The 25,961-nt window shown below is 43.0% G+C and carries 20 protein-coding genes; 6 read left to right on the forward strand and 14 right to left on the reverse strand.

The window, feature by feature from the left end; genetic code table 11:
• The 9 genes from G6053_RS14700 to G6053_RS14740 all read right to left on the reverse strand — a co-directional run bounded on the left by G6053_RS14700 (position 1) and on the right by G6053_RS14740 (position 10,854).
• Complete coding sequence (locus tag G6053_RS14700) at positions 1 to 1,572, reverse strand: hypothetical protein (protein WP_165306916.1); 1,572 nt, start codon at positions 1,570 to 1,572, stop codon at positions 1 to 3.
• A 178-nt stretch (positions 1,573 to 1,750) separates the two neighbouring features.
• Complete coding sequence (locus G6053_RS14705; RefSeq protein WP_165306917.1) at positions 1,751 to 4,978, reverse strand: sensor histidine kinase; 3,228 nt, start codon at positions 4,976 to 4,978, stop codon at positions 1,751 to 1,753.
• 10 nt (positions 4,979 to 4,988) lie between these two features.
• Positions 4,989 to 5,720 (reverse strand): LytTR family DNA-binding domain-containing protein, encoded by a 732-nt coding sequence (locus G6053_RS14710; RefSeq protein ID WP_165306918.1) that lies wholly within the window; start codon positions 5,718 to 5,720, stop codon positions 4,989 to 4,991.
• A gap of 122 nt (positions 5,721 to 5,842) precedes the next feature.
• Entirely contained in the window at positions 5,843 to 6,703 is an 861-nt protein-coding gene (locus tag G6053_RS14715) for a heavy metal-binding domain-containing protein (protein WP_206531950.1), read from the reverse strand.
• 390 nt (positions 6,704 to 7,093) lie between these two features.
• Complete coding sequence (locus G6053_RS14720; RefSeq protein WP_165306919.1) at positions 7,094 to 8,047, reverse strand: cation diffusion facilitator family transporter; 954 nt, start codon at positions 8,045 to 8,047, stop codon at positions 7,094 to 7,096.
• A gap of 230 nt (positions 8,048 to 8,277) precedes the next feature.
• Entirely contained in the window at positions 8,278 to 9,141 is an 864-nt protein-coding gene (locus G6053_RS14725) for an AraC family transcriptional regulator (protein WP_165306920.1), read from the reverse strand.
• A gap of 101 nt (positions 9,142 to 9,242) precedes the next feature.
• A complete protein-coding gene (locus tag G6053_RS14730; protein WP_165306921.1) occupies positions 9,243 to 9,407 on the reverse strand; it encodes a hypothetical protein in 165 nt (54 codons plus the stop codon).
• 5 nt (positions 9,408 to 9,412) lie between these two features.
• On the reverse strand, positions 9,413 to 10,210 hold the full coding sequence (locus G6053_RS14735; protein WP_165306922.1) for a DNA alkylation repair protein: 798 nt from the start codon (positions 10,208 to 10,210) through the stop codon (positions 9,413 to 9,415).
• Between the two features lie 5 nt (positions 10,211 to 10,215).
• A complete protein-coding gene (locus G6053_RS14740) occupies positions 10,216 to 10,854 on the reverse strand; it encodes a peroxiredoxin-like family protein (protein WP_165306923.1) in 639 nt (212 codons plus the stop codon).
• A gap of 92 nt (positions 10,855 to 10,946) precedes the next feature.
• Between G6053_RS14740 and G6053_RS14745 the strand changes: the two genes are divergently transcribed.
• From G6053_RS14745 to G6053_RS14765, 5 genes are all read left to right on the forward strand, one after another.
• Positions 10,947 to 11,297, forward strand: coding sequence for a helix-turn-helix domain-containing protein (locus G6053_RS14745; protein WP_108634129.1), 351 nt, complete (start codon positions 10,947 to 10,949; stop codon positions 11,295 to 11,297).
• A 134-nt stretch (positions 11,298 to 11,431) separates the two neighbouring features.
• A complete protein-coding gene (locus G6053_RS14750; RefSeq protein ID WP_165306924.1) occupies positions 11,432 to 11,827 on the forward strand; it encodes a hypothetical protein in 396 nt (131 codons plus the stop codon).
• Between the two features lie 159 nt (positions 11,828 to 11,986).
• Positions 11,987 to 16,330: a CusA/CzcA family heavy metal efflux RND transporter gene (locus G6053_RS14755; RefSeq protein WP_165306925.1), complete on the forward strand. Its 4,344-nt coding sequence runs from the start codon at positions 11,987 to 11,989 to the stop codon at positions 16,328 to 16,330.
• A 2-nt stretch (positions 16,331 to 16,332) separates the two neighbouring features.
• Entirely contained in the window at positions 16,333 to 17,496 is a 1,164-nt protein-coding gene (locus G6053_RS14760; protein WP_165306926.1) for an efflux RND transporter periplasmic adaptor subunit, read from the forward strand.
• Between the two features lie 45 nt (positions 17,497 to 17,541).
• Complete coding sequence (locus tag G6053_RS14765; RefSeq protein ID WP_165306927.1) at positions 17,542 to 18,324, forward strand: phosphatase PAP2 family protein; 783 nt, start codon at positions 17,542 to 17,544, stop codon at positions 18,322 to 18,324.
• Positions 18,325 to 18,422: 98 nt separating this feature from the next.
• Here the strand turns inward: G6053_RS14765 and G6053_RS14770 are convergent, their stop codons facing one another.
• The 4 genes from G6053_RS14770 to G6053_RS14785 form a co-directional block, all read right to left on the reverse strand.
• Positions 18,423 to 18,863 carry a pyridoxamine 5'-phosphate oxidase family protein gene (locus G6053_RS14770; protein ID WP_165306928.1) on the reverse strand — a complete coding sequence of 147 codons (441 nt, stop codon included), beginning with the start codon at positions 18,861 to 18,863 and terminating at the stop codon, positions 18,423 to 18,425.
• A gap of 33 nt (positions 18,864 to 18,896) precedes the next feature.
• On the reverse strand, positions 18,897 to 21,392 hold the full coding sequence (locus G6053_RS14775) for a cation-translocating P-type ATPase (protein WP_165306929.1): 2,496 nt from the start codon (positions 21,390 to 21,392) through the stop codon (positions 18,897 to 18,899).
• A gap of 24 nt (positions 21,393 to 21,416) precedes the next feature.
• Positions 21,417 to 22,802, reverse strand: coding sequence for an MBL fold metallo-hydrolase (locus G6053_RS14780; RefSeq protein WP_165306930.1), 1,386 nt, complete (start codon positions 22,800 to 22,802; stop codon positions 21,417 to 21,419).
• Positions 22,803 to 23,169: 367 nt separating this feature from the next.
• Positions 23,170 to 24,546, reverse strand: a complete 1,377-nt coding sequence (locus G6053_RS14785; RefSeq protein ID WP_165306931.1) for a L,D-transpeptidase family protein — start codon at positions 24,544 to 24,546, stop codon at positions 23,170 to 23,172.
• 268 nt (positions 24,547 to 24,814) lie between these two features.
• Between G6053_RS14785 and G6053_RS14790 the strand changes: the two genes are divergently transcribed.
• On the forward strand, positions 24,815 to 25,414 hold the full coding sequence (locus G6053_RS14790) for a DUF4142 domain-containing protein (RefSeq protein ID WP_165306932.1): 600 nt from the start codon (positions 24,815 to 24,817) through the stop codon (positions 25,412 to 25,414).
• A gap of 143 nt (positions 25,415 to 25,557) precedes the next feature.
• On the opposite strand, the gene G6053_RS14795 is transcribed toward G6053_RS14790, so the two are convergent.
• Positions 25,558 to 25,941, reverse strand: a complete 384-nt coding sequence (locus G6053_RS14795; protein WP_165306933.1) for a DUF202 domain-containing protein — start codon at positions 25,939 to 25,941, stop codon at positions 25,558 to 25,560.
• Positions 25,942 to 25,961 lie beyond the last annotated feature (20 nt).

Consider the following 25,961-nt stretch of genomic DNA (forward strand, 5'->3'; position numbering starts at 1 on the left):
CTAATCAGCGATCTTATACATGACTTTAAGTTGATTGTAATCTTTCGGCAATGCCTTGGCCAGTCCCTGGGCATTCTTATTTCCGGGAATGATCACAAAGCGGAACAGTAAATTTTCCTCCACCTCTTTCCGCCCGATATCGAATCCCGTATTTGAGATTAATATGCGGATCAGTGCGTTCGTTTGATCTAGGTGGAAGCTATAGTCCACCCAGTCGTACAGGCGTCCTTTGCAATTGAGCTGGCTGATAAAAGAGCCCTTCGTCCCCACATCCTCCCGTACGTAAACCAGTACCGCGGCTTCATCGAGTAATTTGGGGTTATCGTAAAATTCGCGTACAAAAAAATCTCCGGATATATTTCCCGAGCTAGGCGACTGGTAACTGCCGTATAGCGTCCGCCATTCACTGTAGATAACATCCGTTTGTGGTCCGGCAGGACCTCTTAAGTTCATAATGGGATCCCCCCATCCTGTTGTGGTTTTGGGGCCATACAAATTTCCGGTAGCGATACTGATGTAGTAGTCGCCTACCCTGCCGAGTGTATCCTGCGGAGTACCATAGCCATTATGGATTTTGGATCCTGCCGCACCATTGGTACCATTGGTTCCCGCGGTGCCTGTTGCACCTTTTAAATTAACGGGTGTACCCCAGGTTGTGGCCGTTTTTGGCCCGTAAAAATCGCTGGTATTGGTACGGAAATAAAAATCACCGATTCGGCCCAGCGCTATATCAGGCACGTTGATGCCGCTCAAGATCTGCGATCCCGGAGCACCATTCAGTCCATTGGTTCCCTTGAGGCTGGTGGCATTTCCCCAGCCGGCTGCAGTTTTAGGTCCATAGAAATCACCTGTATTGCTCCGAAAGTAAAAATCCCCCAACTTGCCGATGGCAGCTACTGGCACCGTTGTACCGGCGAGGATCGTAGCCCCGTTCGTACCATTGGTACCATCTGTGCCATCTGCGCCTTTGGCACCGATCAAACTAATGGGAGTACCCCAGCCAGCATCCGTCTTGGGGCCATAAAGCTGCCCCGTCGTGGTCTGGAAATAATAGTCACCATTGATCCCCATACCCGCAGCGGGTACGGCGGTGCCATTGTAGATTTTAGTACCATTGGCGCCCTTTAGATTGAGTGCAATTCCCCAGCCTGATTCTGTTTTGGGGCCATAGAGATCCGTGTTGCTCCGGTTGAGATAGTAATCACCGATCTGTCCCAAGTTAGCGGTGGGTGCGGTAGTGCCGTTCAGTATTTTAGAACCAGGTATTCCAGGAACTCCGGGAGTCCCCGGTGCACCTGTAGCGCCAACAGCTCCTGTGGCACCGCGCAGATTGACCGGATCACCCCATCCTGTTGTGGTCTTGGGGCCATAAAAATCACTATTTGTCAATTGAAAATAGAAATCCCCGGCGATGCCCAGCGTTGTTGCGGGAATTGTATTGCCGGTATAAATCTTGGTCCCACTGAGACCTTCCAGTCCTTGTGGTCCCACATCTCCTTCTTTGGTACAGGAAAGCAAAAAGACCAATATCAAATTGAATAGAAAAAATCGATTACCTGATAACGTTTTCATATATGATTAAATTATAGTTACTAATTGGTGATAAACTCAGTGGCCTCGGCCAATTGTATTTCCAAACAAATAGAATAATTTAATCCACGCCATTTTTGGAGAATGAGTGAGGAGGGGTTTAAAATGAGTGAAGCAAGGGCATTTTTGAGTAAGTGACAGCCGGGTTGCACATTAAAAATCAGATCTGTCCACGATCTTGTAGATCGCTATCATCCCGGTCGAAGCCAATAATAGGTAAAGTAATGCTGATCTTTGTACTAAATTCCTCAGCAGCAGGCAAAGAACGGACGGTCAACGAAGCTACGGGATAGGGCGATTTATCATTGAGTAGATTGAGCCGGTCCTGCACCCCTTTTAGGCCAAAGGAAGTAGTTCTGAAGTTTTGCAGTCTTGACGTCTCTTTATGTTCAAAACCAACACCATTGTCCAATACGTCAATCACAAGAGATGCCACAGTCTGCCGCAGTTTGATACAGATCATACCCGGGCGATCGACGAGATGGCGGATACCGTGGTGGACAGCATTCTCCACCAGTGGCTGTATCAGCATAGAGGGTATCTTCATGTTATGGATATCCAGCTGTGGATCAACAGCTATCTCAAAGGAAAAGCTGTATGCAAAGCGGTCCTGCTCCAATTCGAGGTACAATTTGATCAGATGAAGCTCGGAGGAAATTCCTACAAGCGCGTAACGCGAATTCTCCAATACGATGCGGCTCAGGGTGGCAAATTTATGGATAAGGCTGCTGGCGCTTTTCGAATCATTTTCAATGACATAGGCTTCGATGGAGTTAAATACATTAAAGATAAAATGAGGATTCATTTGTGAACGGATGGCCTTCAGCTCGCTTTCCATCAACTTTTTTCTAAAATCAGCTTCCAGTTTCTCCTCTTTTTCCCTTTCCAGAATCTTAGTCTGTTCTTTGATCTTCCTTTCATTCGCAGATAATTCATCCTGTAACCGATCCGTATAGGCCAATTGGAGAGCGTTGATTTTTTTCTGCTGGCGCAGTCGATATAGAAATAGACCGGTCACGGTACCGATGACCACTAACAGGGCCAAGGCTTTAAACCAAGTGGTTTGAAACCATTTTGATTGGAGATGGATACCTAAGGTTGCAATCTGCGGAGACCATTGTCCATATTTATTACCGAGTCTAGCTTCGAATACGTAATCTCCGCCCGGTAAATTGTTGTATACGGCCTGTGGATCTTCTTTCGTCACTACCCAGTCCGGATCTACCCCTTTCATACGATAGGCAAAGATATAGTCCCGCAAGGCGGCGGCGGGATGCGAAAAATCAATGACAAAATTATTTTCTTCGGGTTGCAGCCTTATCGTCGCAGGACCAAATAACAGGTCACTGCGGTTCCTGTTGGCGATGTAAAATTTACTAAATATTGGTTTTTCTGAAAGTTTGGCGGAAAAATCCAGCCCGCTTACATCCGTCCACAGCAGACCGACCGAGGTACATATTATTAAATTGTTGTCGATCAGCGATAAGTCATAGGTCTTTGTCGGCAATGGCGGGATTATCCCCCTTCCACTATGCAACTGGATAAAAGCCTTTGTCCGGGGGTCAAATACCATAAATCCATCGTTGCTGCGTAGCCACAGGCGCCCTTGCTGATCCCTTTTTATATCATTAATGGAATTATGCGGAAAATCATTGTTGTCCCGATAATACTGAATAAATATTTTCCTGTGATTTTGGGTAATAGCACTTAATCCACTGCCGCCCGTACTGAACCAGAGGGTATCCGTGTTGTGCTGCGAAAAAGCAACAATCTTATTGGACCGCAGGCCACCATTCTCCTTTTGTTGCGTAAACTGCCGCCAGCGAAAATTTTTCCTGTCCAATAGTTGCAACAAGCCATTTCCATCTAATCCCATCCAGATGGTCTGGTTTCCATCTTTGCCAAGATTAATAATTTTGTTACTGGGCAGCCCCTTACTTTTGTCGTAACGGATAATGGTTTTACCGGATATATTATACTGATATAAACCATTGTTCCAGGTGCCAATCCACAAAAAAGGCTTACCATCGATTGAGTCTTTCAATACCGTATTGCAGTCGGCCACGTCAAAACCATATTTATCGCCAGCAATTGCCAGGGAGCGGATAGCCTGTTTTTGCGTAGTGTCAAAATAAAATAATCCATTATAATAGCTGGAGAAATAAATGACCTGATCAATCACATTGACTTGGCTCATACTAACACCATTTAAAGAAAAAGTGGATATTTTCCGCTTTAAATCGGCACTCAATCGGCCAAAATTATTCTGGGTCCTATACCAGAGATCATCGCCCACTTTAAAAACATGGATAATGGGATCGCTATCGGCCGGAATCAGCCGGTTAACCTTATTCATCGATTCTTCATACCAAAAAAGCCCGTTTGAGGTACCCAGCCAATACCCGTTTGCTGTTTTCAGCATCACATTTACTTTGATCGGAAGTTCACATTTAGGACATAATTCACTCCATTTTATTTGCTGCTGATGTCCCGTTGCAGGTTGATATACCGTGATTCCCCTGGACACATGGCCAGCGATGATTTCATCCCTAACCGGATCGAATATCATGCACGGGTAAGTATTGTCATAAAATTTTTTGCTTTTTTGTTCGCCGAGCAGTTTGGTCTGCAATGCATTTTTTGCTGGATTATATTTGACTAGATCATTGTCATAATACATGCAATAGACTTCGCCTTTTCGAAAAACAAAACTGGATACTGCATTTTCATCCGCTTGCTTCAAGTTAAAATTTTTCGCGATTTTAGTGCGCGGGTCATAGCTAAAGAAGCCTTCATAGCGTGTTCCTATCCACAATATACCATGGTTATCCTCGGTAATCGTATAAATACTCAGGACTTCATTTTTTTTGCTCAGTGGAAATCTAATTTGGTTTATTTCGCCCGTATTTGGATCCAGCACCTGCAGATCCGTTTCCTGTCCACCGAAATAGATCAATCCCGATTTACTTGCAAAGACCTCATACAGTTCATTTTTAAGTATCGACCGGTCCAGGCGGACGGGGAAATAAGTAATGGACTTGGACAGCGGTCTGCGTTTATCATAGCACAATAAGCCCTGATTGTCAGTCGCCATCCACACCCGTCCTATGGCATCTACAGCGATCTTTCCGAGATCATTGGTAAATCCCAAGGCCGCCTGATTGAATGGAATATGCTGTATTTGCGTACCATCGTAATATGCCAATCCCTTGTTGGTTGATATCCAGACGATACCTTGTGCATCTACGGCCAATCCCCGAATATCATTGCTCGGCAAGCCTGATCCCGAGGAAAAATTGTATAGGTTATAAGTCCTCTGTTGGGCATATGAAATTGAGAACACCATCAGGGCAATAGACAAGCAAGCTATAAGAGATGTCCATTTCATACCATCAGGTTTAATGTCCGGTAAGCCGTTCGATGACCAGGCTTCTTTTTGAAGAAGAGACTTCGATTTCAGAGCCGTCTTCGAGTTCCAAAGTTCCCCCGTCTCCTTTTCTATAGCGCAACACATAATCCAGATTGACAATAACACTCCGATTGACCCGAATAAAGCTGTCCATTTCCAATAGCGGTTCGTATTCTTTCAGGGTTTTGGAAACAATTATTTTGGTTCCATTGACCTGATAGAATACAGAATAGTTGCTCATGGCTTCGACCTTGATGATATCACTTTTTTTAACAAAATAGATGCCTTCTATCGTGGGCAGCGAAATTTTCATGTGATTCGTACCGGACCGGGTTGTTGTGGCCGCGAGCTTTCTTTTAGTAAGTATCTTAATTTTAAGTTTATGAACGGCGCAGCTCAATTCTTCAGGATCAACGGGCTTTAACAAAAAATCCAATGCGTTGGCCCGGAGAGCCTCCAGGGTATATACCTGATAGGCTGTTACAAAAATAACTTCAAACTCAAACTGTCCAATATTTTCCAATAATTGAAAGCCATTCATTACCGGCATCTCCACATCCAAAAAAACCACATCCGGCTGGAGTGCCGTAATCTCACGCAACGCAATTAACGGATCATTGAAAATGTGCTCAACGATCAGGTCTTCGGCAAAATCCTTTAGTTTATGATGAAGTAAAGTACTTCCCTTCACTTCGTCATCAATTATTATCGCTCGAATCATAATTGGCGTAATAAATTAATCTCAACTAAATCTACTCTTTTTTTTAGAATATATACTGTACCGATGAGCGAATCAGCATTATAAATGAGTGAACCATAGCTGTTAACTTATCCTGTTCCATTTTAATGCGCATGATGATCATGGTGTCCATTACCATTTTTAGTTGTTTCACCCGCCTTTGTATGTACCGTAAAATCAGCAGTATGTATCCTTCCATTGGTTTGGAACTCAACCCATATTCTATAAATACCTGCTTTTTTAATATGTGTTTCAGCATAAATCGGGAAGCGTTTGTCTGATACAGGATGAATATGGAGGAATTCCTTCTCCTCTTTGCTAATCATCGCAATATGGGCAGTAGCAGCCAAGTAAGGTTCTATGTCGTTTTCCGTTAATTTTTTACCATCTTTTACAATCGATATTTCCAGCGGCTGCGACCTGTTGGTTTTTAAATCATCGCCATTTTCTAGTGTAACGGTATAGCCGTCGACCAGGGAAACAAATTTAGTTGAAAAATCCATCTTGTCATTCCCCCCGCTCCCGCTTACGATAATCTCCTTTTTGTCCACTACCGGCGCTGCTCCATGTGGTTTAAAATCTGAAAACAGAAGATATTTACCGCTCTCAGGGAATGTTTCCATGATGCTATATGAGCCATCTGCCTGTTCTTTGGGATGGATGTGACGAAACCACGAAAGGTTTTCATCCACAACCATTAGATGCACCATCATTTCATGCGAAATATCCAATGGTATGTTTTTGTTGTTTTCCTGAAAAGCGAATATCAGCTTCGCTGCTGTTCCTGCTTTAATCGTTTGTGGATCCGTCAGGAGCTTAACGTCTATTTTTACAGAATTTTCATCGGAAATAGGTACTAGATCCATTCCGCATTTAGGGCATTTGTCGCCTTCCTTCCCTCTAACTTCGGGATGCATAGAACAGGTGTAAACGCTGTCACTGTTGCTGTGTTGATGATTTTTCATAGCTGAAGTTTTTTTTTCTATATTGTTGCAGGCTGTAAAAAATATCCCTGCAACGAGTGAACATATTAGTACTGGTGCTTTAAACGATTTAAACATTTTACTTCATTTAAGATTAGTTATAGATCATACTTGTTATTTTTCACGGTTTGCTCAAGTTTTGCATTCACGGCACGGTCATGATCGCAATTGCGACATGAGTAATACAGATCTATATTTCAAATTTAGGCACAGGGCGCTCCGCTTTATTGTGCAATTTCTTGTTTGATTTGCAAGATTTACGGATTTACTTTTTCCGCTTCGACCAAACTGTTACTTACCACGGGTGTACTGTTTAATGGCATTTCAGCAACTGCGATTATTGGGATTTGGCAAAGCCATAATCTATCTGCATCAACAGTTTGTAAACCGGCACGTTTCCATTGATGTTTCGATCTGAATGGTGGGGTGCTGAATATTTAAACTTTTCAATTTTTGCAGGACCTCTTCCCGTACCCGGCGCATGAGTGTAATATCACTATCTGCCGGTACAACAATGTGGGAAGTCAAAATATGCTTTTCTCCATCCATTGTCCAGATATGAAGATCATGGATATCCGATACATGCGGTATCGCAAGGAGCTCATTGAGCAGTTTACCTTCATCAATCCCCTGAGGTTTTGCCTGTAGAAAAATAGAGAGGCCATTACTGATGTTTTTTACAGCGTTAAAAAGGATAAATGCAGCAATTCCAAGTGACAACAATGGATCGATCCAATACCAGCCTGTAAAGTACATAACGATACCTCCAATCAAAACAGCGATCCAACCCAGAGCATCCTCCATAAGATGAAGCATTACTGCTTTTTGGTTCAGTGAGCTCTTATTCCCTTTCTTTAACCTCAATACCGCTGCACCATTAAACAGAAGTCCAAGGATGGCCAGCCAGAGCACCCCCTGAACATGCACTTCTTCCGGATGGAAAAAACGTGGTATCGCATTTATTGTGATCACAACCGATCCTACGACAAGGATCAGCGAGGTTATCAACGCCGCTAAAGTTGAAAACCGGCGCTTGCCATAAGTAAAAGTCGCTGTTCTGCCCCTTTCGGATTCCTTTTCCAGCACAAGTGCCGAAGCGATGGCCAAGCTGTCTCCCAGGTCATGAATGGCATCTGAAATAATGGCCACCGAATTTGTAAACAATCCTCCAAAAAACTCAATGATCGTAAAGCTGACATTGAGAGCGAGCGCTACTTTCATGTTGTTTGCTACGGGATGGATATGCATTCCATCGTGATGATGGTGACCGTGACCGTCGCATCCGGCATCATGTCGGTGTACGGTCTCTTGATTGATATCTTCCATAATTGTAATTTCTTGTGTTCAAATCTATAGCACAAAGAAACGAAATAGAAGAAGTCATTTTATTGGATATAAAGCGGTATCTATAGGACGAAACGATGCTGGGATCCCTATGCTGAAGATTAACTGGGAGAAAGAGCCGTGTATAAAAAATAAAAAAGGGATAAAACGATGTATAAAATCGAAGTGTTTATACATCACGAGTGTTATTGTCAGAAAATCAGGCCGATCGATCAGAAAAGGTGGTTTTCGTTCCTAAATTCATGAGCCGTGATGCCTACTGCTTTTTTGAAAAACCTTGAAAAATAAGAATGGTCATCGTAACCGAGGTAAATAGCAATTTCCTTGATCGTTTTCTTCGAATGGCAAAGCAGCCGTTTGGCTTCCAATATAATCCTGTTCTGGATATGGTCCGTCACAGACATTCCGGTTGCTGTCCGGACACACTCGCGCAGATACGATGGGGAGATATTCAAAATATTGGCATATTCTCCCGGCTTTTTCATGTTCGAAAAATGTTTCTCCAACAGTTCCCGAAATGCTTTGGTGACGATCTGGTATCGGTTTGACTTCTCCGAACTTTGTACATTCCGCAAGTATTGGGATACATATAGACCAATAAAAGCATTCAGATAATCGGATAATAGGGAACTATAGGCTCTATCTACCGTACTGTTGTATATGCTTTCACACAGCTCAACAGTACCTGACAATATTTTGGCATGCTCTCCTGAGACAAAAATCGGTTTGGCCGGTAAAAAAAGCTGTTCCAGGATATTGAAATATTCATCCTTGATATGTACGCTCAAAATGCCGATAATTGCGAATGACGAGTGCTGAAGGTCCAAAATCCGATGCACCTGGCTGGGGTGGATATAGGCGACAGTGTTTTGTCTGAGTGTATACTGCTGGAAATCCAATTCAAGCTGTATTTCCCCTGATTCAATGACCAAAAAGAGGTGCTCGTCATGCCGATGCGCTATATGTTCACTGTCATCAGGAAGATCCTTTTGAAATTTCCTTCTTTTTACCAGTATCCCCACTTGGGGATTATCGGTTAAATTATTTATGGGAATATGTTTGTTGTCTCTTTTCATCCTGACCTTTTAACGATATTCTTTCGTTATTTTTGGCTACCAACCACCACAAATATAGCTCTTTTGGTGTCTCGGAGCGTACAATCCTAATTTCTTTTCATCTATTTTATTTTGTTTGTATTGTTCTTTACCTTCACCAACAGCAGCGAAAGTGCTGCCACGAGCAATCCGATGGCCACTACCTTGTACGTGATCGAGAGACTTACATCTGCATCTTTCAGGGCGCCTCCGATATATACCGCGCGCCAAGGACAAAACCAATGCATATCGTCTATTGCTTATTGATCGTCCGCAATGCTTTTTTAATGATGTACTTTGTTTCTTTACTATCACTCTCTTCTTCCCAACGTTTGAAAAGTTGCTGAACAAATGCGGGTTGCGTTTTACTTGCATCATTTAACCAATTCCCCACACTATCCTGTACATATTTAGCTTTATCGGATTTTAACCGTTCCAATATGGGCAGGCCTAATTCAGGATGTTGTTTGAGCATTTCAATATGTTCGCACCAGACTCCCCTTGGCCGGGTTGCCTCTGTTGCAAATCTTCTTATATTTTCGTCCTGATCTGATGTCCAACCGGAAAGCAGACTGATGCTTTCATCAAGATTTTCAGCAATTTTGGCCCTCACGGCCAGCCAACAGATTTCTCTTACGCCAAAATGTTTATCAGCGGCAAATGGCTGAATCTGTTTAAGCGTTTCGGAAAGGTTCAGATTTTTACTTTTTCCGATGGGATATGTTGCCCAGCAGCGAACAAGGTCAGCACGATGATCTGACAGGATTGCTAAAAACTCTTTATCATTATTTTGCATCGTTTGTTCAAAAAGCCCTATCCCGATAGCCTCGTTTATCGTATTTACGGTTTGTTTGTTCAGCTGATCAATTTTTGTGCGAAGAGGGCTTAAATAAGCTGATCTTCCATTTTGTGCAAGTAAATTCTCCAATAAAAGTTGTTGGTCTACAGCTAGCCATTCCACGAGGTTGACCGTCTCCATTTCTCCTCGGTTTAATTGGTCCAAAATATCTTTTGGAATATCTTTCGTGCTTCTTGCGCCTTTTCTTTTCATGTTGTTTACACTTGTTCAATCAATTCCTGAATATCCAATCTATTCATATAATTGGTATCAGCAAATTTGTAGGTAATTCTACCGTTTGTGTCTATGACAAAAACAGCCGGAACGGGCAGTTCATTAGTATCATTTCCGTTATAATCCGACAGCTTTATTCCCAAATCACCATAAACAGGAACCACATAATCCTGAAGCTCAAACGAGATACCAAGCCGTTTGGCCAAGGCATTGTTTTCGTCCGTTAACACCTCAAAATCCAATTGATGATTGCCTTTTAACTCGTTGTTATACGCTGTTGTTTGCGGGGAGATGGCGACGAGGGTTACCTGCTTATCTGTAAGCTGTTTCAGATTGTGTTGCAAAGCTTTCAATTCGAGATTGCAATACGGACACCAACTGCCACGAAAAAAAGCTACAATCACTTTTCCTTTCCTCAAAAGCGTATGTAGTTCCACAATTTCGTGGGCGGTATTTTGCAGACTAAAATCAGGAAATATATCGTTTATGCCAGCACTATTTTCCTCGATATTATTGATGTTCAAATCCGCAATAGATCTAGAGAATACCGCTAAAACTTCTGTGGGTAGTTGATTTATCAAGTTTTCGTTCAGTTCTTCAATTTGCTGTTTTAAATTTTTCATATATTGTTTTATATTTTTGCAAAGTTTTGAAAGTAAATTCAAAACCACAATACCGCATATAATTATCCCTATGGGATAAAAAAGTCAATTTTATGAAATTGGAGGAAAGAGCAATAGAAGAAAAAATCTGTCCATTGGAATTTGCCGTTAATGCGATCAGCGGAAAATGGAAAATCCCGATTGTATGGCGAATCAATGAAGGCGAGAAAAGACCAAGCGAGATGCTACGGGGTATCGCCAAGGTAGACAGACGTGTCTTAAACCAGCATTTGAAAGAATTGGAGCGGGACGGAATTTTGTGTAAAAAGAACTTTAATGAATTACCACCACGTGTCGAATATTCACTTACACCACTGGGCGAAAAATTAGTAGCGGTGCTTTGGAAATTGAACGATTGGGGAAAGCTTTTATTGGAGGATGCTGAAAAGGGCGAACGGCTCTAGTCCGCCCTCCCTGTTACACCCACCAATAGTAATAATTGTGGTTGCCATCAGCAACTCTCTCCTACGAAAGAAAAACAAAAAACTTCAGACAGTACCGATGCAATGAATTATTATTTTTAATAACTTTGTTTAGGATGAAAAGATTGCTTGCTATATGCTTTTTGACGATTTATATCGCGTCCGCAACTGAAATTTCGCAACTGCTGAGATTTCCGCTGCTGATAGAGCATTATTTTGAGCATAAGGAAAAGAACCCGGCGCTGTCTGTAGTTGAATTTTTAAAAGTACACTACAATGGCGATCATCTGCAAAACCATCCACATGATGATGATTATGACGAAGACCAACGGCTTCCCTTTATGATGCACACGACATCCTATGGTGTTGTTTTTGTATGCCCGCCAATGGTCAGGATCGAAATTGAAAACAGGTCCCTACCTGAAGAAATTGATAATACACCAGTTCGGAATGATCAGTTTGTAGATGATACATTCCTCAATTCAATATGGCAGCCGCCAAAATTCTGTTAATCAGACCCTCTTCTTATTATTTCGGATGAAGAATCCGCTATACAACGTTTTATTATCGGTACGAGCGCAATTCCCTTTATTGGTTAATCGCCCCTGCTCCATCGTTGTATAGGCATTTATCTTCATCAAGGATTTACGATTTAACAGAATCTATTTATTATGCTTACGAAAATCATTGAGTTTTCTGTCAAGAACAAACTCATCGTTGCATTATTGATTTTGGCCCTAATTGGTGTCGGTGCTTACCAGGTGACTAAATTGCCTATTGATGCCGTTCCCGATATTACCAACAATCAAGTGCAGGTCATTACCATTGCGCCCTCTTTTGGAGCGACAGATATCGAACGGCTGGTTACCTTCCCGATTGAACAGGTTAACAGCAATATCGCTGGATTACAGGAAATCCGGAGTTTTTCCCGATTTGGGCTATCCCTTGTAACCATTGTGTTCGAAGATAATATTGATATCTATTGGGCCCGGCAGCAGGTTGCCGAACGGCTCCAGCAGGTACAGCAGGAAATTCCACAGGGCATAGGCCAACCTCAGCTAGGGCCTATTTCTACGGGTCTCGGCGAAATCTACCAATACGTCGTTCGCCCCCAACAGGGGTACGAACGGAAATATAATGTGACAGCGCTGCGTACCATCCAGGACTGGATTGTCAGACGGCAACTGCTCGGTGTCAAAGGCGTTGCTGAAGTCAGTAGTTTCGGAGGAAAACTCAAACAATACGAGATTGCAGTAAAGCCGGACAGACTTCATGCTTATCGAATCACAATTAACGATGTCTTCGATGCACTTAATGCCAATAATCAGAATACAGGTGGTGCGTACATTGAAAAGGGACCGACAGTCCTCTACATTCGGAGCGAAGGACTTGTTGGCAGCGTAGCGGATATCCAGAATATTGCCATCACAAGTAAACAAAACGACCGCCCTATTTTTATCCGTGACATTGCTGAGGTAAAGACTGGCTATGCAACGCGATACGGTGCAATGACCTATAATGACAATGGTGAAGTTGCCGGTGCGATTGTGATGATGCTCAAAGGGGCCAATAGCAGCCAGGTCATTGCTGATGTAAAAGCCAAAGTGGAAGAAATTCGAAAAACACTGCCCAAAGGAGTCATCATAGAGCCATTTCTTGACCGCACCAAGATGGTCAACAATGCCATCAGTACCGTGCAGACAAATCTTTTGGAAGGCGCACTCATTGTTGTTTTTGTACTGGTGCTATTTCTGGGCAATATACGGGCTGGACTGCTCGTCGCTTCTGTCATTCCTTTGGCCATGCTCTTTGCCATCTGCATGATGAACCTGTTTGGTGTCAGTGGCAACCTAATGAGTCTGGGAGCACTGGATTTTGGGTTGATTATTGATGGAGCGGTAATCATAGTAGAGTCCGTGATGCATCAGCTCCTGCAACAGCAGCGATTTAAAAGCCTACTCAGAGTGCCGGCAGCAGAAATGGACAATATGGTTACCGTATCTGCCGGCCGGATGATGAACAGTGCCGTATTTGGACAGATCATCATTCTGGTCGTGTACCTTCCTATCCTGACGCTGGAGGGAATCGAAGGCAAGATGTTCAAGCCCATGGCCGAAACGGTCGCGTTTGCTTTATTGGGCGCGTTCCTCCTATCGCTCACCTATATTCCGATGATGAGCGCAATATTACTACGGACCAGAAGTAGCAAGCCTTCCCTTTCGGACAGGCTGATGAAAAGGCTGGAAAAGATCTATGTTCATGTACTGCTCAAAGTACTTCGGCTTCCAAGAATTATTTTTGCAGTTGTCATTTCATTTTTCATTCTGGCTATCATCATTCTTAGCCGTTTGGGAGGCGAATTTATTCCGTCACTGGAGGAAGGAGATTTTGCGGTAGATACACGTGTCCTTCCCGGGAGTAATCTAACGACAACGATTGAAAGTACCCAGAAGGCCGCCCAGATTTTAAAAAGCCGTTTTCCAGAGGTAGAAAAAGTAGTGACTAAAATAGGTAGCGGTGAGGTTCCGACCGACCCCATGCCCATGGAAGCCTCAGATATGATGGTGATCCTAAAGGACAAGAAAGAATGGACCTCAGCGCGCACATTTCCTGAGCTCGCCGAGAAAATGGGCAAAGCATTGGCGGATGTTCCCGGTATTACAGCCGGTTTTCAGTACCCCGTACAAATGCGGTTCAACGAACTGATGACAGGCGCCCGTCAGGATGTCGTCCTCAAAATATTTGGTGACAATCTGGATTCTCTGGCGCTACATGCCCAGAAAATAGGCAAAATTATAGAAACGGTCCAAGGTACCCAAAATCTCTATATCGAACCTATTGCCGGACTTCCGCAAGTCGTGATACAATACAATCGTCCCATGATCGCACAACATCATCTTTCCATCGCTGAGGTCAACAGGACGATCAATACAGCCTTCGCAGGACAGCCTACAGGTCTGGTTTTTGAAGGTGAAAAGCGCTTTGATATGGTGGTGCGTATGGACGCCAGTGACAGGAAGAATATGACCGATATCCGCGATCTCCTGATCCCTACGCCTACTGGCAATCAGATTCCACTCTCGCAGTTGGCTAGTGTAGCGATCGTTCAGGGACCTAATCAGATCCAACGCGAAAACGCGCAACGTAGGATTGTAGTGGGGTTTAACATCAAAGATCGAGATGTGCAGAGTATTGTACACGACCTGCAAGCTAAGATCGATCAAGAGATCAAACTGCCGGCAGGCTATTCCATCAAATATGGGGGCTCTTTTGAAAACCTCAACAATGCCAAACAACGCTTACTTATTGCTGTTCCTATCGCATTGGCACTGATCTTTATCCTACTATTCCTTGCATTTAAATCAGTTAAGGAAAGCTTGCTTATCTACAGTGCTATTCCACTTTCCATTATTGGTGGAGTCTTTCTGCTGGCGCTACGCGGAATGCCTTTTAGTATCAGTGCCGGTGTAGGATTTATTGCGCTATTTGGAGTTGCTGTCCTGAATGGCATTGTACTGATATCGGAATTCAATAGACTTCAAAAAAGTGGCATACATAATATCGTACGCATAGTGGTGGACGGAGGCGAAAATCGTTTACGCCCCGTTTTGATGACTGCGTCAGTGGCTTCTTTGGGATTTATTCCGATGGCATTGAGTAATGGTGCAGGAGCAGAAGTACAGCGTCCGCTGGCGACAGTGGTCATCGGCGGCCTGCTCATCGCTACGCTATTAACGCTGTTCGTACTTCCACTGCTCTATGTAGCGCTAGAAAAGGGGTTTAAAGGTACTAAGCTAAAACCGAAGGTTATTGCTCCAATATTATTTGTCATTGCCTTGCTAAGCATTGAAAACTCAAGTGCTCAGACTGTCGTCACGTTGGATCAATCCATTGTTCTCGCCCTACAAAACAACCGTAGTTTGAAAAGTGAAAAATTACGAGCTGCCTACGCCAAAGCACTAATCAATACATCCACAGCAGATATTCCACAGACAGACATCGGCTTGGATTACGGTCAGATCAATAGCGCCTACCAAGACGCTAAGCTCAGCGTGGTACAACGTTTTGCTTTCCCGGCTGTCTACCGTAAGCTACGCGCCCGGTATAACGAAGAGTGGAAAAAGAGCCAGCTGAATGTCACGCTCAAACAGTTTGAACTGAAAAAAGCCGTCAGTCTTACCTATTACAATATCTTGTATTGGTTGCAAAAAAAAGAGCTATTGAACGAGGCCCTTTCACTATATGGCAGTTTTCTTGATAAAACTATTCTTCGTCAGAAAGCGGGCGAAAGTGATGCATTGGAAAGTGCTACAGCCGCAAATCAAAAGACCGCCATTGTAATCCAATTGAGACAGGTAGATGCTGAAATAAAGGTGCTTCAATCCCAGTTTCAATGGCTTTTGAATACTGACATCATGTATATTCCTGCCACAACCGGGAGAGTCGTTTTCAACCCACCTTCGATAGAAAACCATCCTTTGCTTAAGGTATTGGAACAAGGAAAAATAGTCGCCGAACAAGCTACCGCGGTTGAAAGATCCAAGCTTCTCCCCCAGCTGCAATTAGGCTATAATCTGAACAGTTTTAAGGGGGTAGGTCCGGATAACAACACATACGATGCAAGCCCAAGATTCCATTCCGTGCAGATCGGCCTTGCTGTACCTGTATTTTCCAAAGGACAGAAGGCCCGGGTGGAGGCATCGCGCCTGGCCGAAGCAATAGCAGAAGATGAATATCAAAATGCAGAATTTGCACTCGAGAGACGAAAACAAGAGCTTTCACATCGCTATAAGAGCAGCTTCGATATTGTCGACCAATATGAGACATCCGAACTCAAAAATGCAGATACGATCTTTATAACGGCGCAAAGACAATTTTCCAACGGTGCTATTAACTACCTCGAATTTGTCACTTTGGTCAATCAGGCAATCTCGCTAAAAAGCAACTATGCAGATGCGTTGTGGCAGCTCAACGAAAGTGCCATTCAGCTCCATTATATCATGCTAAATCAATAAAAATGAAAACGAAAAATCTTTTATCTCAATATATGATCTGTCTACTGGCAGTCATTTTCTGTGTCAATATTTCCTGTCGTGGAAATAAGGAAAACAAACCAGTGGCCGCCAGCAATCCAAAGGATGAAAATCTCGTTTCCTTAACGGCTGCCCAGCTCCGGAACGTTCAAATCGAAACAGTGACACTTTCGGACCAAGCTGTTGCAAGCTTCCTAAAACTGAATGGGAAAATAGATGTCCCACCACAGAATATGGTGTCTGTAAGTATCCCGCTAGGCGGATATCTCAAGCGTACGCAACTACTTCCGGGAATGAAAGTGTCTAAAGGCGAAGTAATTGCAATTGTAGAAAATCCACAGTTTGTACAGCTCCAACAGGACTATCTCGCTGCCCGATCAAGGTTACACTTTGCCCAGCTTGACTACATACGCCAAAAAGAGCTCAACCACAACCAAGCGAGTAGTGATAAGGTAATGCAGCAGGCCCAAGCTGAGATGAACAGTCAGCAAATCATTATGAATGCACTTGGCAGACAGCTTGAGCTTGTCAATATCCCGCCCGGTACAATTGCTACCGGCAATATTCGTAAAAGTGCACCTGTGTACAGTAGTATCGATGGCTATGTGAGCAAAGTCAATGTCAATATCGGGAAATATGTAAACCCGTCGGATATACTCTTCGAACTGATCAATCCGAATAACATCCATCTCAACCTCAGGGTCTACGAAAAAGACCTCGAGCAGATGCGTCCCGGACAGCCCCTATTGGCCTACTCCAATATTAACCCCAATAAAAAATACAATGGAAAGGTCCATCTGATCGGTAAGGATATTGATCCAAGTGGTATGGCCGATGTTCACTGTCATCTGGATCAATATGATCGGGACCTGATCCCCGGGCTGTATATGAATGCAGAGGTTCAAATAACTGCAACATTTGGACATTCCCTCCCTGAAGAAAGTATCGTGGACTTTGAAGGCAAAAGCTTTGTGTTTGTCTCCGAAGGAAATAGGAATTATCGGATGACGAGTATATCCATAGAGGAACCTCAAAAAGGACTGGTTAGGGTATTGAATTTTCAGGATTTCCAGGGTAAGCAAATCGTGAGTAAAAATGCTTATACCCTTTTGATGCAGCTCAAAAACACAGCAGAAGAGGAAGAGTAATTGGAATGACCTCTGATATTATCATTGAATATTAAATTTAAGTAGATGAAAATAGTAACCATAATTGCATCAATATTTTCCCTTTTCGTGAATTTAGCATTTGGAAGTTCCGATAATCCGAATCGAGATACGCTATTTAGGAACAACCTTATTCAGGAAAATTCTGTGGATGAAATTTATCAGGTTAGTTACAAAAAGCTGATTATCCCAGCGATAGGTATCGGATATGGTGTGCTTAGCCTCACCGACGACCGATTAAAAGAACTGAATAATTCCACACGTTTTGAAATTGGCGAACATAGTCCTTCACGTATTAAAGCTGATAATTATACGCAGTTTATTCCCGGAGCATTAGTCTATGGATTAAATGCCTTCGGTTTAGAGGGTAAACATGGCTTTAAAGATCGAAGCATAATTTTGGCAACCTCACTGCTGATTTCAACAGCCATTGTGACACCTACCAAACAGCTGGTCAAAGAGCAGCGACCCGATGGTTCCAATAACCTGTCGTTTCCGTCCGGTCATACCGCCACAGCCTTCGCTACAGCGCATTTCATGTTTCGCGAATATCGTGGGAATAATCTCTGGTTAAGTTTGCTCGGCTATCCTTTTGCAATATTCACGGGTACGTATCGTACGTTCAACGATAAACATTGGGTCGGCGACGTGGTCGCTGGTGCGGGCATAGGGATATTGTCAACTGAAATTGCCTACTGGTCTTTTCCCCCAGTGTCAAAATTGTTAGGGCGTAACATGGGGAAGAAGACAGTCATCCTGCCATATTATCAGTCGAATAAGGCAGGTTTTAACTGCTTTTTGACATTCTAATAAATATACTTCGCTAAAGATCACAAACGATGCAGGAAGGTGTCGAAACGGGCACCTTCCAACTTTTTTGCACAACTGACCACATTTCAGCGTCCTATTTATTCGTCATGCGATTCGAAGCGTCCGCTTCCTTGCTCGATGTTGATGCGAAATACGATTAGCGAATCATGAAGCTGTGGATTTATTGCATGGGCAGGATTTCGTCCCGGCTCATTTGTATTGGGCATAATGCGCAAGATCAAGCCCTGCATAACCTGTTGTCGCTCCACATCCTTCAGTTCTTCGAAATTTCCCCACAGAATGACACTTTTCCACTTGAACATGCTGTCAATTTCGTCAACCTGAAAACAAACCCGAGGATTTGCGCGTAGCATTTCAATTTTTTTACCCTCTCCTGCCTGAGCATATATCGCATTATTCTGGTAAACATAGTTAACCGGGACAATGTACGTCTCGCCATTGACATGGCAGCCTATCCGGCCTATAAACTGGCTCTCCAATAAAGTGATAATTTCTCTTTTACTCAATTCTCCCAACATAATGATTCGTATTAAATTATATAAAAACTCAATCTATGCTCTCCTCAAGAGCTTGTAAATTTCAAACCAAAGTACAGATACACCTGCAACGGCAAGAGCAATCGCCAATTCAGATCCACTGAGTGCTGTTACCTCAAAGAAAGCAGCAACTGGCCCACAATACAAGATGACAAATAGCAAGATCAACACAACTAAAGAGATCCCGAACAATAAGAAATTACGATTCTTAAAGCTTTCGATGATACTATAATAGAACGAGCGGTTGGCATAGCTCAACAATATATTCGCAAAGATCAAGGTACAGAACACCATCGCCCTTGTTTTTTCTTCGCTCCCGCCATGCTGGACAGTAAATTGATAGCTAAATAAGACCCCAAGCGTGATCACTACCCCTTGGATGATGCTTATGCCCAGTTCACTGATACTCAAAAAAGTCTTCCCCATCGCCCTTGGAGGCTGATTCATCGTATTTCTTTCGATAGGTTCATTTTCATAAACGATAGAACAAGTAGGCCCCATGACCAGTTCCAGAAAGATCACATGTACAGGGGTAAATATCTGCGGGTAGATCCAGCCCAAAAACAAGGGCAAGGATACTGTCAGAATAATGGGAATGTGAATGGAAATAATATACTGCACAGCCTTTTTGATGTTGGTATAAATCCGGCGGCCGGCAGCGATGCCGACGATGAGTTTCTGCAAATCATCGTTGGTGATGACCAGTGCCGCCGCTGATTTGGCAATCTCGGTTCCTTTATTTCCCATGGCCACACCAATATGCGCTGCTTTCAACGCCGGGCCGTCATTTACTCCGTCTCCGAGCATGGCCACAACTTCACCACTCTTTTTCAGTGCATTGACGACCGCAAGTTTGGCATCGGGAAACATGCGGGTAAATAGCGTGGTCCGCTCAGCCAGCTTTATGATGTCATCTTCGGTATTCCCAATGATTTCGCTACCATTTACAGCCGGCGTATCATTGACAATTCCTGCCTGCAATGCAATCGCGTTTGTTGTTTCGGCGTTATCGCCCGTAATCACCTTTACCTTGATTCCGGCAGCATAGATTTGCTGAAAGACCTCCCTTATCCCCTCTTTGGGCGGATCATAGAACACCGTGAGCCCTAAAAACTCAAACGTAAAATCCTGCTGTTTTGCAGGGAAGTCATTTCCTTCAAAATGTGATTTGGCAACCCCCAGAATCCGATATCCTTGCTGAGCAAAAGTTTTAATCACCGCCCTTATCTTATCTCGATCGGCATCGGAGAGCTGTGAAACGCTAAGTATCGCCTCGGGTGCCCCCTTGGCCGCGATGATCCGCTCATGCTCATTATTTTCAAAAAGGTGTGTCATCATTGGCGGCCTGCCTTCAAGCGGATATTCATGAAACAGCTGATAACTCCGTCTTAAATCATTTTTTTGTGTTTTTTCGTATACTTTATGTAACGTGATCTCCATGGGGTCAAAAGGCACGGGCTCGCTGCTCCACATAGCATAGTCAATAAGCTCATGAAGTGCCTCATGCTCAAATTCACCTTCGGCATACACCCTGTCGGAACGATAATCATACAGGTTTTTTAATTGCATGATATTGGCAGTAATGGTACCTGTTTTGTCGGTGCAGATTACCGTGGTACTCCCCAGGGTTTCTACGATACTGCTCCTCTTGATGATAATACCCTCGCGCATGAGCTTCCATGCCCCCAGGGCCATAAAAGTTGTAAATGCGACAGGAATCTCTTCGGGTAGTACAGACATTGCCAAGGTCAGCCCATTGAGCAGGCTCACTACGATATTGCGCGTATCGAGGTAACTGAACAGGCAGACCAGCAGGAAAATAACAATTCCGACGATTGCCATTGCTTTGACAAATTTCTGGATCTGGATCTGCAAGGGCGAGATCTCCTCTTTAATCGTTCGTATGGATTCGCCAATTTTGCCTACGCGCGTTTCTTTGCCTATCTTTTGCACCTGAAAGACAGCAAGTCCCGATACCGTTATTGTGCCGCTATAAACGACGTTATCTGTAGTCGTACTATCCTTGAACACGGAGAAGCTCTCTCCTGTGAGTGATGACTCGTTGACAGAAAAGTCGTTGCTGTGTACAATTACTCCGTCCGCATTAATCATGCGCCCCTCTTCTGTGATACAAAGATCGCCTACGACAATTTCCCGCGTAGGAATCTTGACCACCTGCGCATCCCGGATGACCACACTCAGGGGCTCATTGAGTTTTTCAAGCTCTTCCAACGCTTTCTTGCTCCGGTTGTCCTGATAAAAGGAGATCGCCGTGACCGCCACGATCGCCACCATCATAAAAGCTGCTTCAGCATAGTCGCCCACAATCACATAGATCAGTGAAATAACAATCAGCAAGATCAGCATAGGCTCTTTTAAAATACCCAGCAGCAATTCCAGCCAGGTACTTTTATGCGTTGCCGCCAACTGATTATACCCATGTTTGGCCCTCGCCTGATTTACTTCTTCCTGGCTGAGACCTTTGAGATGATTGGGGATATTATATGTCATAAAGTGGATATTAGATCGTTAAAACTAGAACCTAGGGGGATGCGTGAGCGCAAATCGCTCGTCTTTGACTAAAATCTTTACGGGAATTTCTAGTTCTGTTTGAATCTTTACGCGCAATGCCTCCAATGCACACGGTTCTCCATGTACCAGCATGATTTTTTGAGGAGGAATTTTATATTTTTTGATCCATTCCAGCAGTTCGTATTGGTCAGCGTGTGCCGATAAACCTGTCAATTCTACGATATTTGCTTTTACCGGATAATAACTGCCATGAATCTTCAACTCGTGAGCCCCATTTAGCAAAGCCCTGCCACGTGTACCTTCGGCTTGAAATCCTACGATCAATACCGTGTTCCGGCTATTTCCTATATCATGTTTCAAATATTCAAGCACCCTTCCTCCGGTGATCATACCACTGCCCGCAATAATGATTTTACTCGCTTTATCCTGAATAATCTCCGCAGTATTCATATAATCTCTGTTAATTTCAATACTTTCAACAATTTTCAACCATTTTCTTTTATCAACACTGGTGTATTCGGCATAATCAACCATAATCTTTGTAGCGGTAGCAGCCATAGGACTGTCCAGGATGATCGGCAGATCGTGCGGAATTTTGTTTTGTTCCTTTAAACGAAAGAGCATATAGATCAGCTCCTGTGCCCTACCCACAGCAAAACTAGGAATAATGATATTACCGTGATTTTTAACCGTAAGGTTGATCCAATGTGCCAGACTATCATACAAATCTGTCTTGTCGTGCAATCTGTCACCATAAGTAGACTCCATGACCAAAAAATCCGCTTCGGTAAAAAAGTCACGGATAGGCAGAATCTCGCTATGGCTTCGTCCGATATCACCCGAGAATACGATCGTTTTGTCAAAGCAGGTAATTGCTACCGAACAGGCGCCAATGATATGGCCGCAAGGCTTGAACTGGCATTGAATCTGATTGCCTAGCTTAATACTGGTATTTTCCTGAACAGTATAAAAATGCTCGAAAGCCTGTTCGGCATCCAGTTTAGTATATAGCGGTTTTGCAGGATGATGTTTGGTATAATGATGCTGATTAGCCTTTTTCGCATCCTCTTCCTGTAACTTCGCGCTATCAAGCAAGATCAGTTTTGCCAGTTCCGCGGTAGGCTCGGTCATGTAGATCTTACCTCTAAATCCGTTTTTTATGAGCAAAGGTAGATAGCCGCAATGATCCAGATGGGCATGGGTAAGAATGACCAGATCAATTTCTCCTATCGGAATATTTAAGGATTCCCAATTTTGTTCACGCAAGGATTTAATGCCTTGAAACAAGCCACAATCGACTAATATGGTAAGTTCGGGAGTTTTTAATAAATGTTTTGATCCGGTCACTGTTCCGGCCCCTCCGAGAGATTTTATAAAAATAGTTTCCATCTTCATCTTTTTAATGGAGCCCTTGTACGACAAGGCCTTCGACTTGTGATAAAAGCGAATATTGAACGATCTGACTGGAGTTTTCTCTGGCTTTCATAATAAATTTATGTTATGGTTTGATACGTCAAAGTTAGATTTATACTAATTTTCAGGTCATGATCATTGCTATTGGATATTATGATCCTCATCACTTTATTTCCAGCAGAGATACCATCTAATTTGAAAACAGCGGATCTTCTCCTTTATCTACTGACTGTATAAGAAACAATATTTTTCAAAATATGTTCTCCAGGAGGATCTGCTAAATTAACAATGATTTAAATACATTTAATCTGAGCAACGATACTCTGCTGTCCCTATGCCATTCTTAATTTTGATTAAACTCGTCTTCCAGCGATTTGTCGAATTGGTAAATATCAGTGTACACAATAGGCTTTCCCTCTTTTATCAGGCAGGTCAGGTAAGTAATTATAATGGGCAGAGGCTTGTTCAGGATAAAATCCTTCTTTTCGTAAGATTGTATTGCATCTTCCAGCTCCGAAATTCTGTATTCGGAATCATCATATGATAATAGCATAGCTGCGAGGCGATCCGCATTTTCCACACGTATACAGCCATGACTGAGCGCCCTTTTCCCGCGTTTAAAAAATTGTTTCTGCGGAGTATCATGAACATATACCGCATGCGGATTCTGAAATCTAAATACGACGGCACCCAAGGCATTGTCCTCTCCCGATGATTGCCTTACACTATACTTAGTAGGATTGTTCCTGATCTTTCTTCGTGTTGATGCATTCACGACGACTTCATTGCCCTGTGCGTCATAGACCGTGTAATGGTGATCAGTGAGATAGCCCCGATCTTTCAAAATTTCGGGCAGTATTTCATTGCGGAAAATACTGCTGGGTACCCGCCAGTCTGGTGCTGTTGAAAAATATTCGATCTCACTTTCCAGAACGGGTGTTTTTGTCGTTGGCTTTCCGACCACTACCTTAAAGTTGGACACCTCATCCCCCTGATGAAATTCCAACATATAGGAAGGGATATTGACCATGATATAGTTTTCACCTTGCGTGCTGATCCATCTCAGGCGTTCCATATTTAGGATGATCTTAGCCATTTCCGCTGTAGAAGGCAGCCCCTTGTTCACTGCATAAAATCTATCCAGATAGGCCTGAAAATCACGGTAAGCTTTGATCGTTGGTTGGGCCTGTAGTATAGCGCCCTGAAAATCTGCCTGCAACCGTGCGACAGACAATATCTCATCCGCACAAAAACCATTTGTCCTACTGCTGTCAATGCGAGACGAATCGTATAACGGATTATATTTGCCAAAGTGAAGGTTATTAATAAAGGTAATCAGGCCATCGGTCAGCAGTATATCAAACAGTACTCTTTCCTGCTGATTCTTTTCGGAAGGAAAATCCCGCCATTGTTTTAATTTTTTAAATGAAAGGCTTTCTAAATGATAATCGGACAGCGAGAGTCCATAATGGTTGGCCTGTGCCAGCAGCGCGAGGGCTATTTCCGATTGATCCCAGCCATGCTGACTATCAGTCCAGCTATCCCCCGAATAGTTGTCCGTGTAGAACCTGATGACCGATTTTGGATAATTCAGCTTCGAAAGATAGGTATTGTCCATTAGCGCTGTGGTAATTTCCGTACCTATTTTTACATCCTGCGGGTAGGTCGCCGTGTAGGAAACAGCGAATAAAATAACGACGAAATATGAAAGCGCCTTCATGATATCAAATTTTTTTGTTTAAATTTTAATACCGACCTGATTCTATCGCTGTATTTATCTTCGGATGGCCAAACCTTCGAAGTGAAATCATCAACTTATTACAAAGTTCTGAAATATAAACGAATATAAAAGATATAATATCAGTTAATTTTTATTTTATTGGTAATGATGGACAGACTGCTGAGAAAACTGTTCCCAGCCAATAATCACTTTTTTTGAACCATATTGTTTTGAGTACTGTTTATTTTGAAATCAAACTCATAAGCATATGAAAAGAATATTTCTGACCCTAGCAATTGCATTTTCGATTGTTGCCGTCCAAAGTTGCGGCGGCGGTGCAAAGAATGACAGTAAGGAAACGGCAGACAGTATCAACGAAGAAAAGGCGCCTGAAAATATGGATGATAATCAGGTCGCAGCGACGCCTCTATCCGTCAGCGAAGAGGATGCTAAATTTGTTACCGAAGCGGCAAATGGCGGTATGGCTGAAGTAGAGCTCGGGCAGTTGGCACAGCAAAAAGCACAGCATGCCGATGTCAAAGCTTTTGGAGAAATGATGATCAAAGATCACAGCAAGGCCAATGACGAACTGACTACACTCGCCAAGGCAAAAAACATTACTGTCCCTGCTACAGTAGGCGCTGAACAGCAAAAAGTAAAAGATGATTTGGCTAAAAAGACAGGAAGAGAATTTGACAAAGCCTATATCGATGAAATGGTGGAGGATCACGAAAAAGACGTCAAGCTTTTTGAGGACGCCAGTAAAAATCTGAAAGATGCCGAATTAAAGACATTTGTGGATAAGACCCTACCGACTTTAAGGACACATTTGGAGCACAGTAAAGCTGTAAAAGACAAATTGAAATAATATTATTGGTTGCCACCCTTTAAGCTAAGTCAAGTTTTAAAGTGTTTATTATATAAATGCCACGAATGGCGATTATTCGTGGCATTTATCATAAACTATGGATGAATTGGACAAAAGTCATGATGTATTTGAATGACTATTTTTTACAAACTATCGATAAGATACCAACTCAGAATAACTCCAATAATAAAAATCAATACTGCTGTAATAGTGATCCCGAAAGAGCCCTGAGCAAAACTTTCATCTTCGATTTGCCTTTTTGTCTTACGGAACTTAAAGAACGCCAATATAACTGTCAATGCGCCAATGATCACAATGGATACACCTACAACGCCCGAATAGCCATGATGTGATTGAGTGACCGCTCCGGTTTTCAGAACCAGCTCGATCTGACGAATAAAAAGCGAAAACTTAACAACCACAAATCCAAAGCCCATAATACCCAAGCTTGTCCGGATCCACGCCAAAAATGTCCTTTCGTTAGCGAGGTGGTCAGCCACTTTTTTTTGCACAATACTATTTGGCATATAAGAATTATTTTTTTCAA

This window comes from Sphingobacterium sp. DR205 (genome assembly GCF_011064245.1).
GTDB lineage: Bacteria > Bacteroidota > Bacteroidia > Sphingobacteriales > Sphingobacteriaceae > Sphingobacterium > Sphingobacterium athyrii.

Coding starts and splice junctions, on each gene's coding strand:
- G6053_RS14780 (WP_165306930.1), bottom strand. CDS start 22,802: ATGGAAACTATTTTTATAAAATCTCTCGGAGGGGCCGGAACAGTGACC.
- G6053_RS14700 (WP_165306916.1), bottom strand. CDS start 1,572: ATGAAAACGTTATCAGGTAATCGATTTTTTCTATTCAATTTGATATTG.
- G6053_RS14760 (WP_165306926.1), top strand. CDS start 16,333: ATGAAAACGAAAAATCTTTTATCTCAATATATGATCTGTCTACTGGCA.
- G6053_RS14745 (WP_108634129.1), top strand. CDS start 10,947: ATGAAATTGGAGGAAAGAGCAATAGAAGAAAAAATCTGTCCATTGGAA.
- G6053_RS14765 (WP_165306927.1), top strand. CDS start 17,542: ATGAAAATAGTAACCATAATTGCATCAATATTTTCCCTTTTCGTGAAT.
- G6053_RS14785 (WP_165306931.1), bottom strand. CDS start 24,546: ATGAAGGCGCTTTCATATTTCGTCGTTATTTTATTCGCTGTTTCCTAC.
- G6053_RS14795 (WP_165306933.1), bottom strand. CDS start 25,941: ATGCCAAATAGTATTGTGCAAAAAAAAGTGGCTGACCACCTCGCTAAC.
- G6053_RS14705 (WP_165306917.1), bottom strand. CDS start 4,978: ATGAAATGGACATCTCTTATAGCTTGCTTGTCTATTGCCCTGATGGTG.
- G6053_RS14740 (WP_165306923.1), bottom strand. CDS start 10,854: ATGAAAAATTTAAAACAGCAAATTGAAGAACTGAACGAAAACTTGATA.
- G6053_RS14725 (WP_165306920.1), bottom strand. CDS start 9,141: ATGAAAAGAGACAACAAACATATTCCCATAAATAATTTAACCGATAAT.
- G6053_RS14790 (WP_165306932.1), top strand. CDS start 24,815: ATGAAAAGAATATTTCTGACCCTAGCAATTGCATTTTCGATTGTTGCC.
- G6053_RS14710 (WP_165306918.1), bottom strand. CDS start 5,720: ATGATTCGAGCGATAATAATTGATGACGAAGTGAAGGGAAGTACTTTA.
- G6053_RS14775 (WP_165306929.1), bottom strand. CDS start 21,392: ATGACATATAATATCCCCAATCATCTCAAAGGTCTCAGCCAGGAAGAA.
- G6053_RS14720 (WP_165306919.1), bottom strand. CDS start 8,047: ATGGAAGATATCAATCAAGAGACCGTACACCGACATGATGCCGGATGC.
- G6053_RS14735 (WP_165306922.1), bottom strand. CDS start 10,210: ATGAAAAGAAAAGGCGCAAGAAGCACGAAAGATATTCCAAAAGATATT.
- G6053_RS14750 (WP_165306924.1), top strand. CDS start 11,432: ATGAAAAGATTGCTTGCTATATGCTTTTTGACGATTTATATCGCGTCC.
- G6053_RS14715 (WP_206531950.1), bottom strand. CDS start 6,703: ATGAAAAATCATCAACACAGCAACAGTGACAGCGTTTACACCTGTTCT.
- G6053_RS14770 (WP_165306928.1), bottom strand. CDS start 18,863: ATGTTGGGAGAATTGAGTAAAAGAGAAATTATCACTTTATTGGAGAGC.
- G6053_RS14730 (WP_165306921.1), bottom strand. CDS start 9,407: ATGCATTGGTTTTGTCCTTGGCGCGCGGTATATATCGGAGGCGCCCTG.
- G6053_RS14755 (WP_165306925.1), top strand. CDS start 11,987: ATGCTTACGAAAATCATTGAGTTTTCTGTCAAGAACAAACTCATCGTT.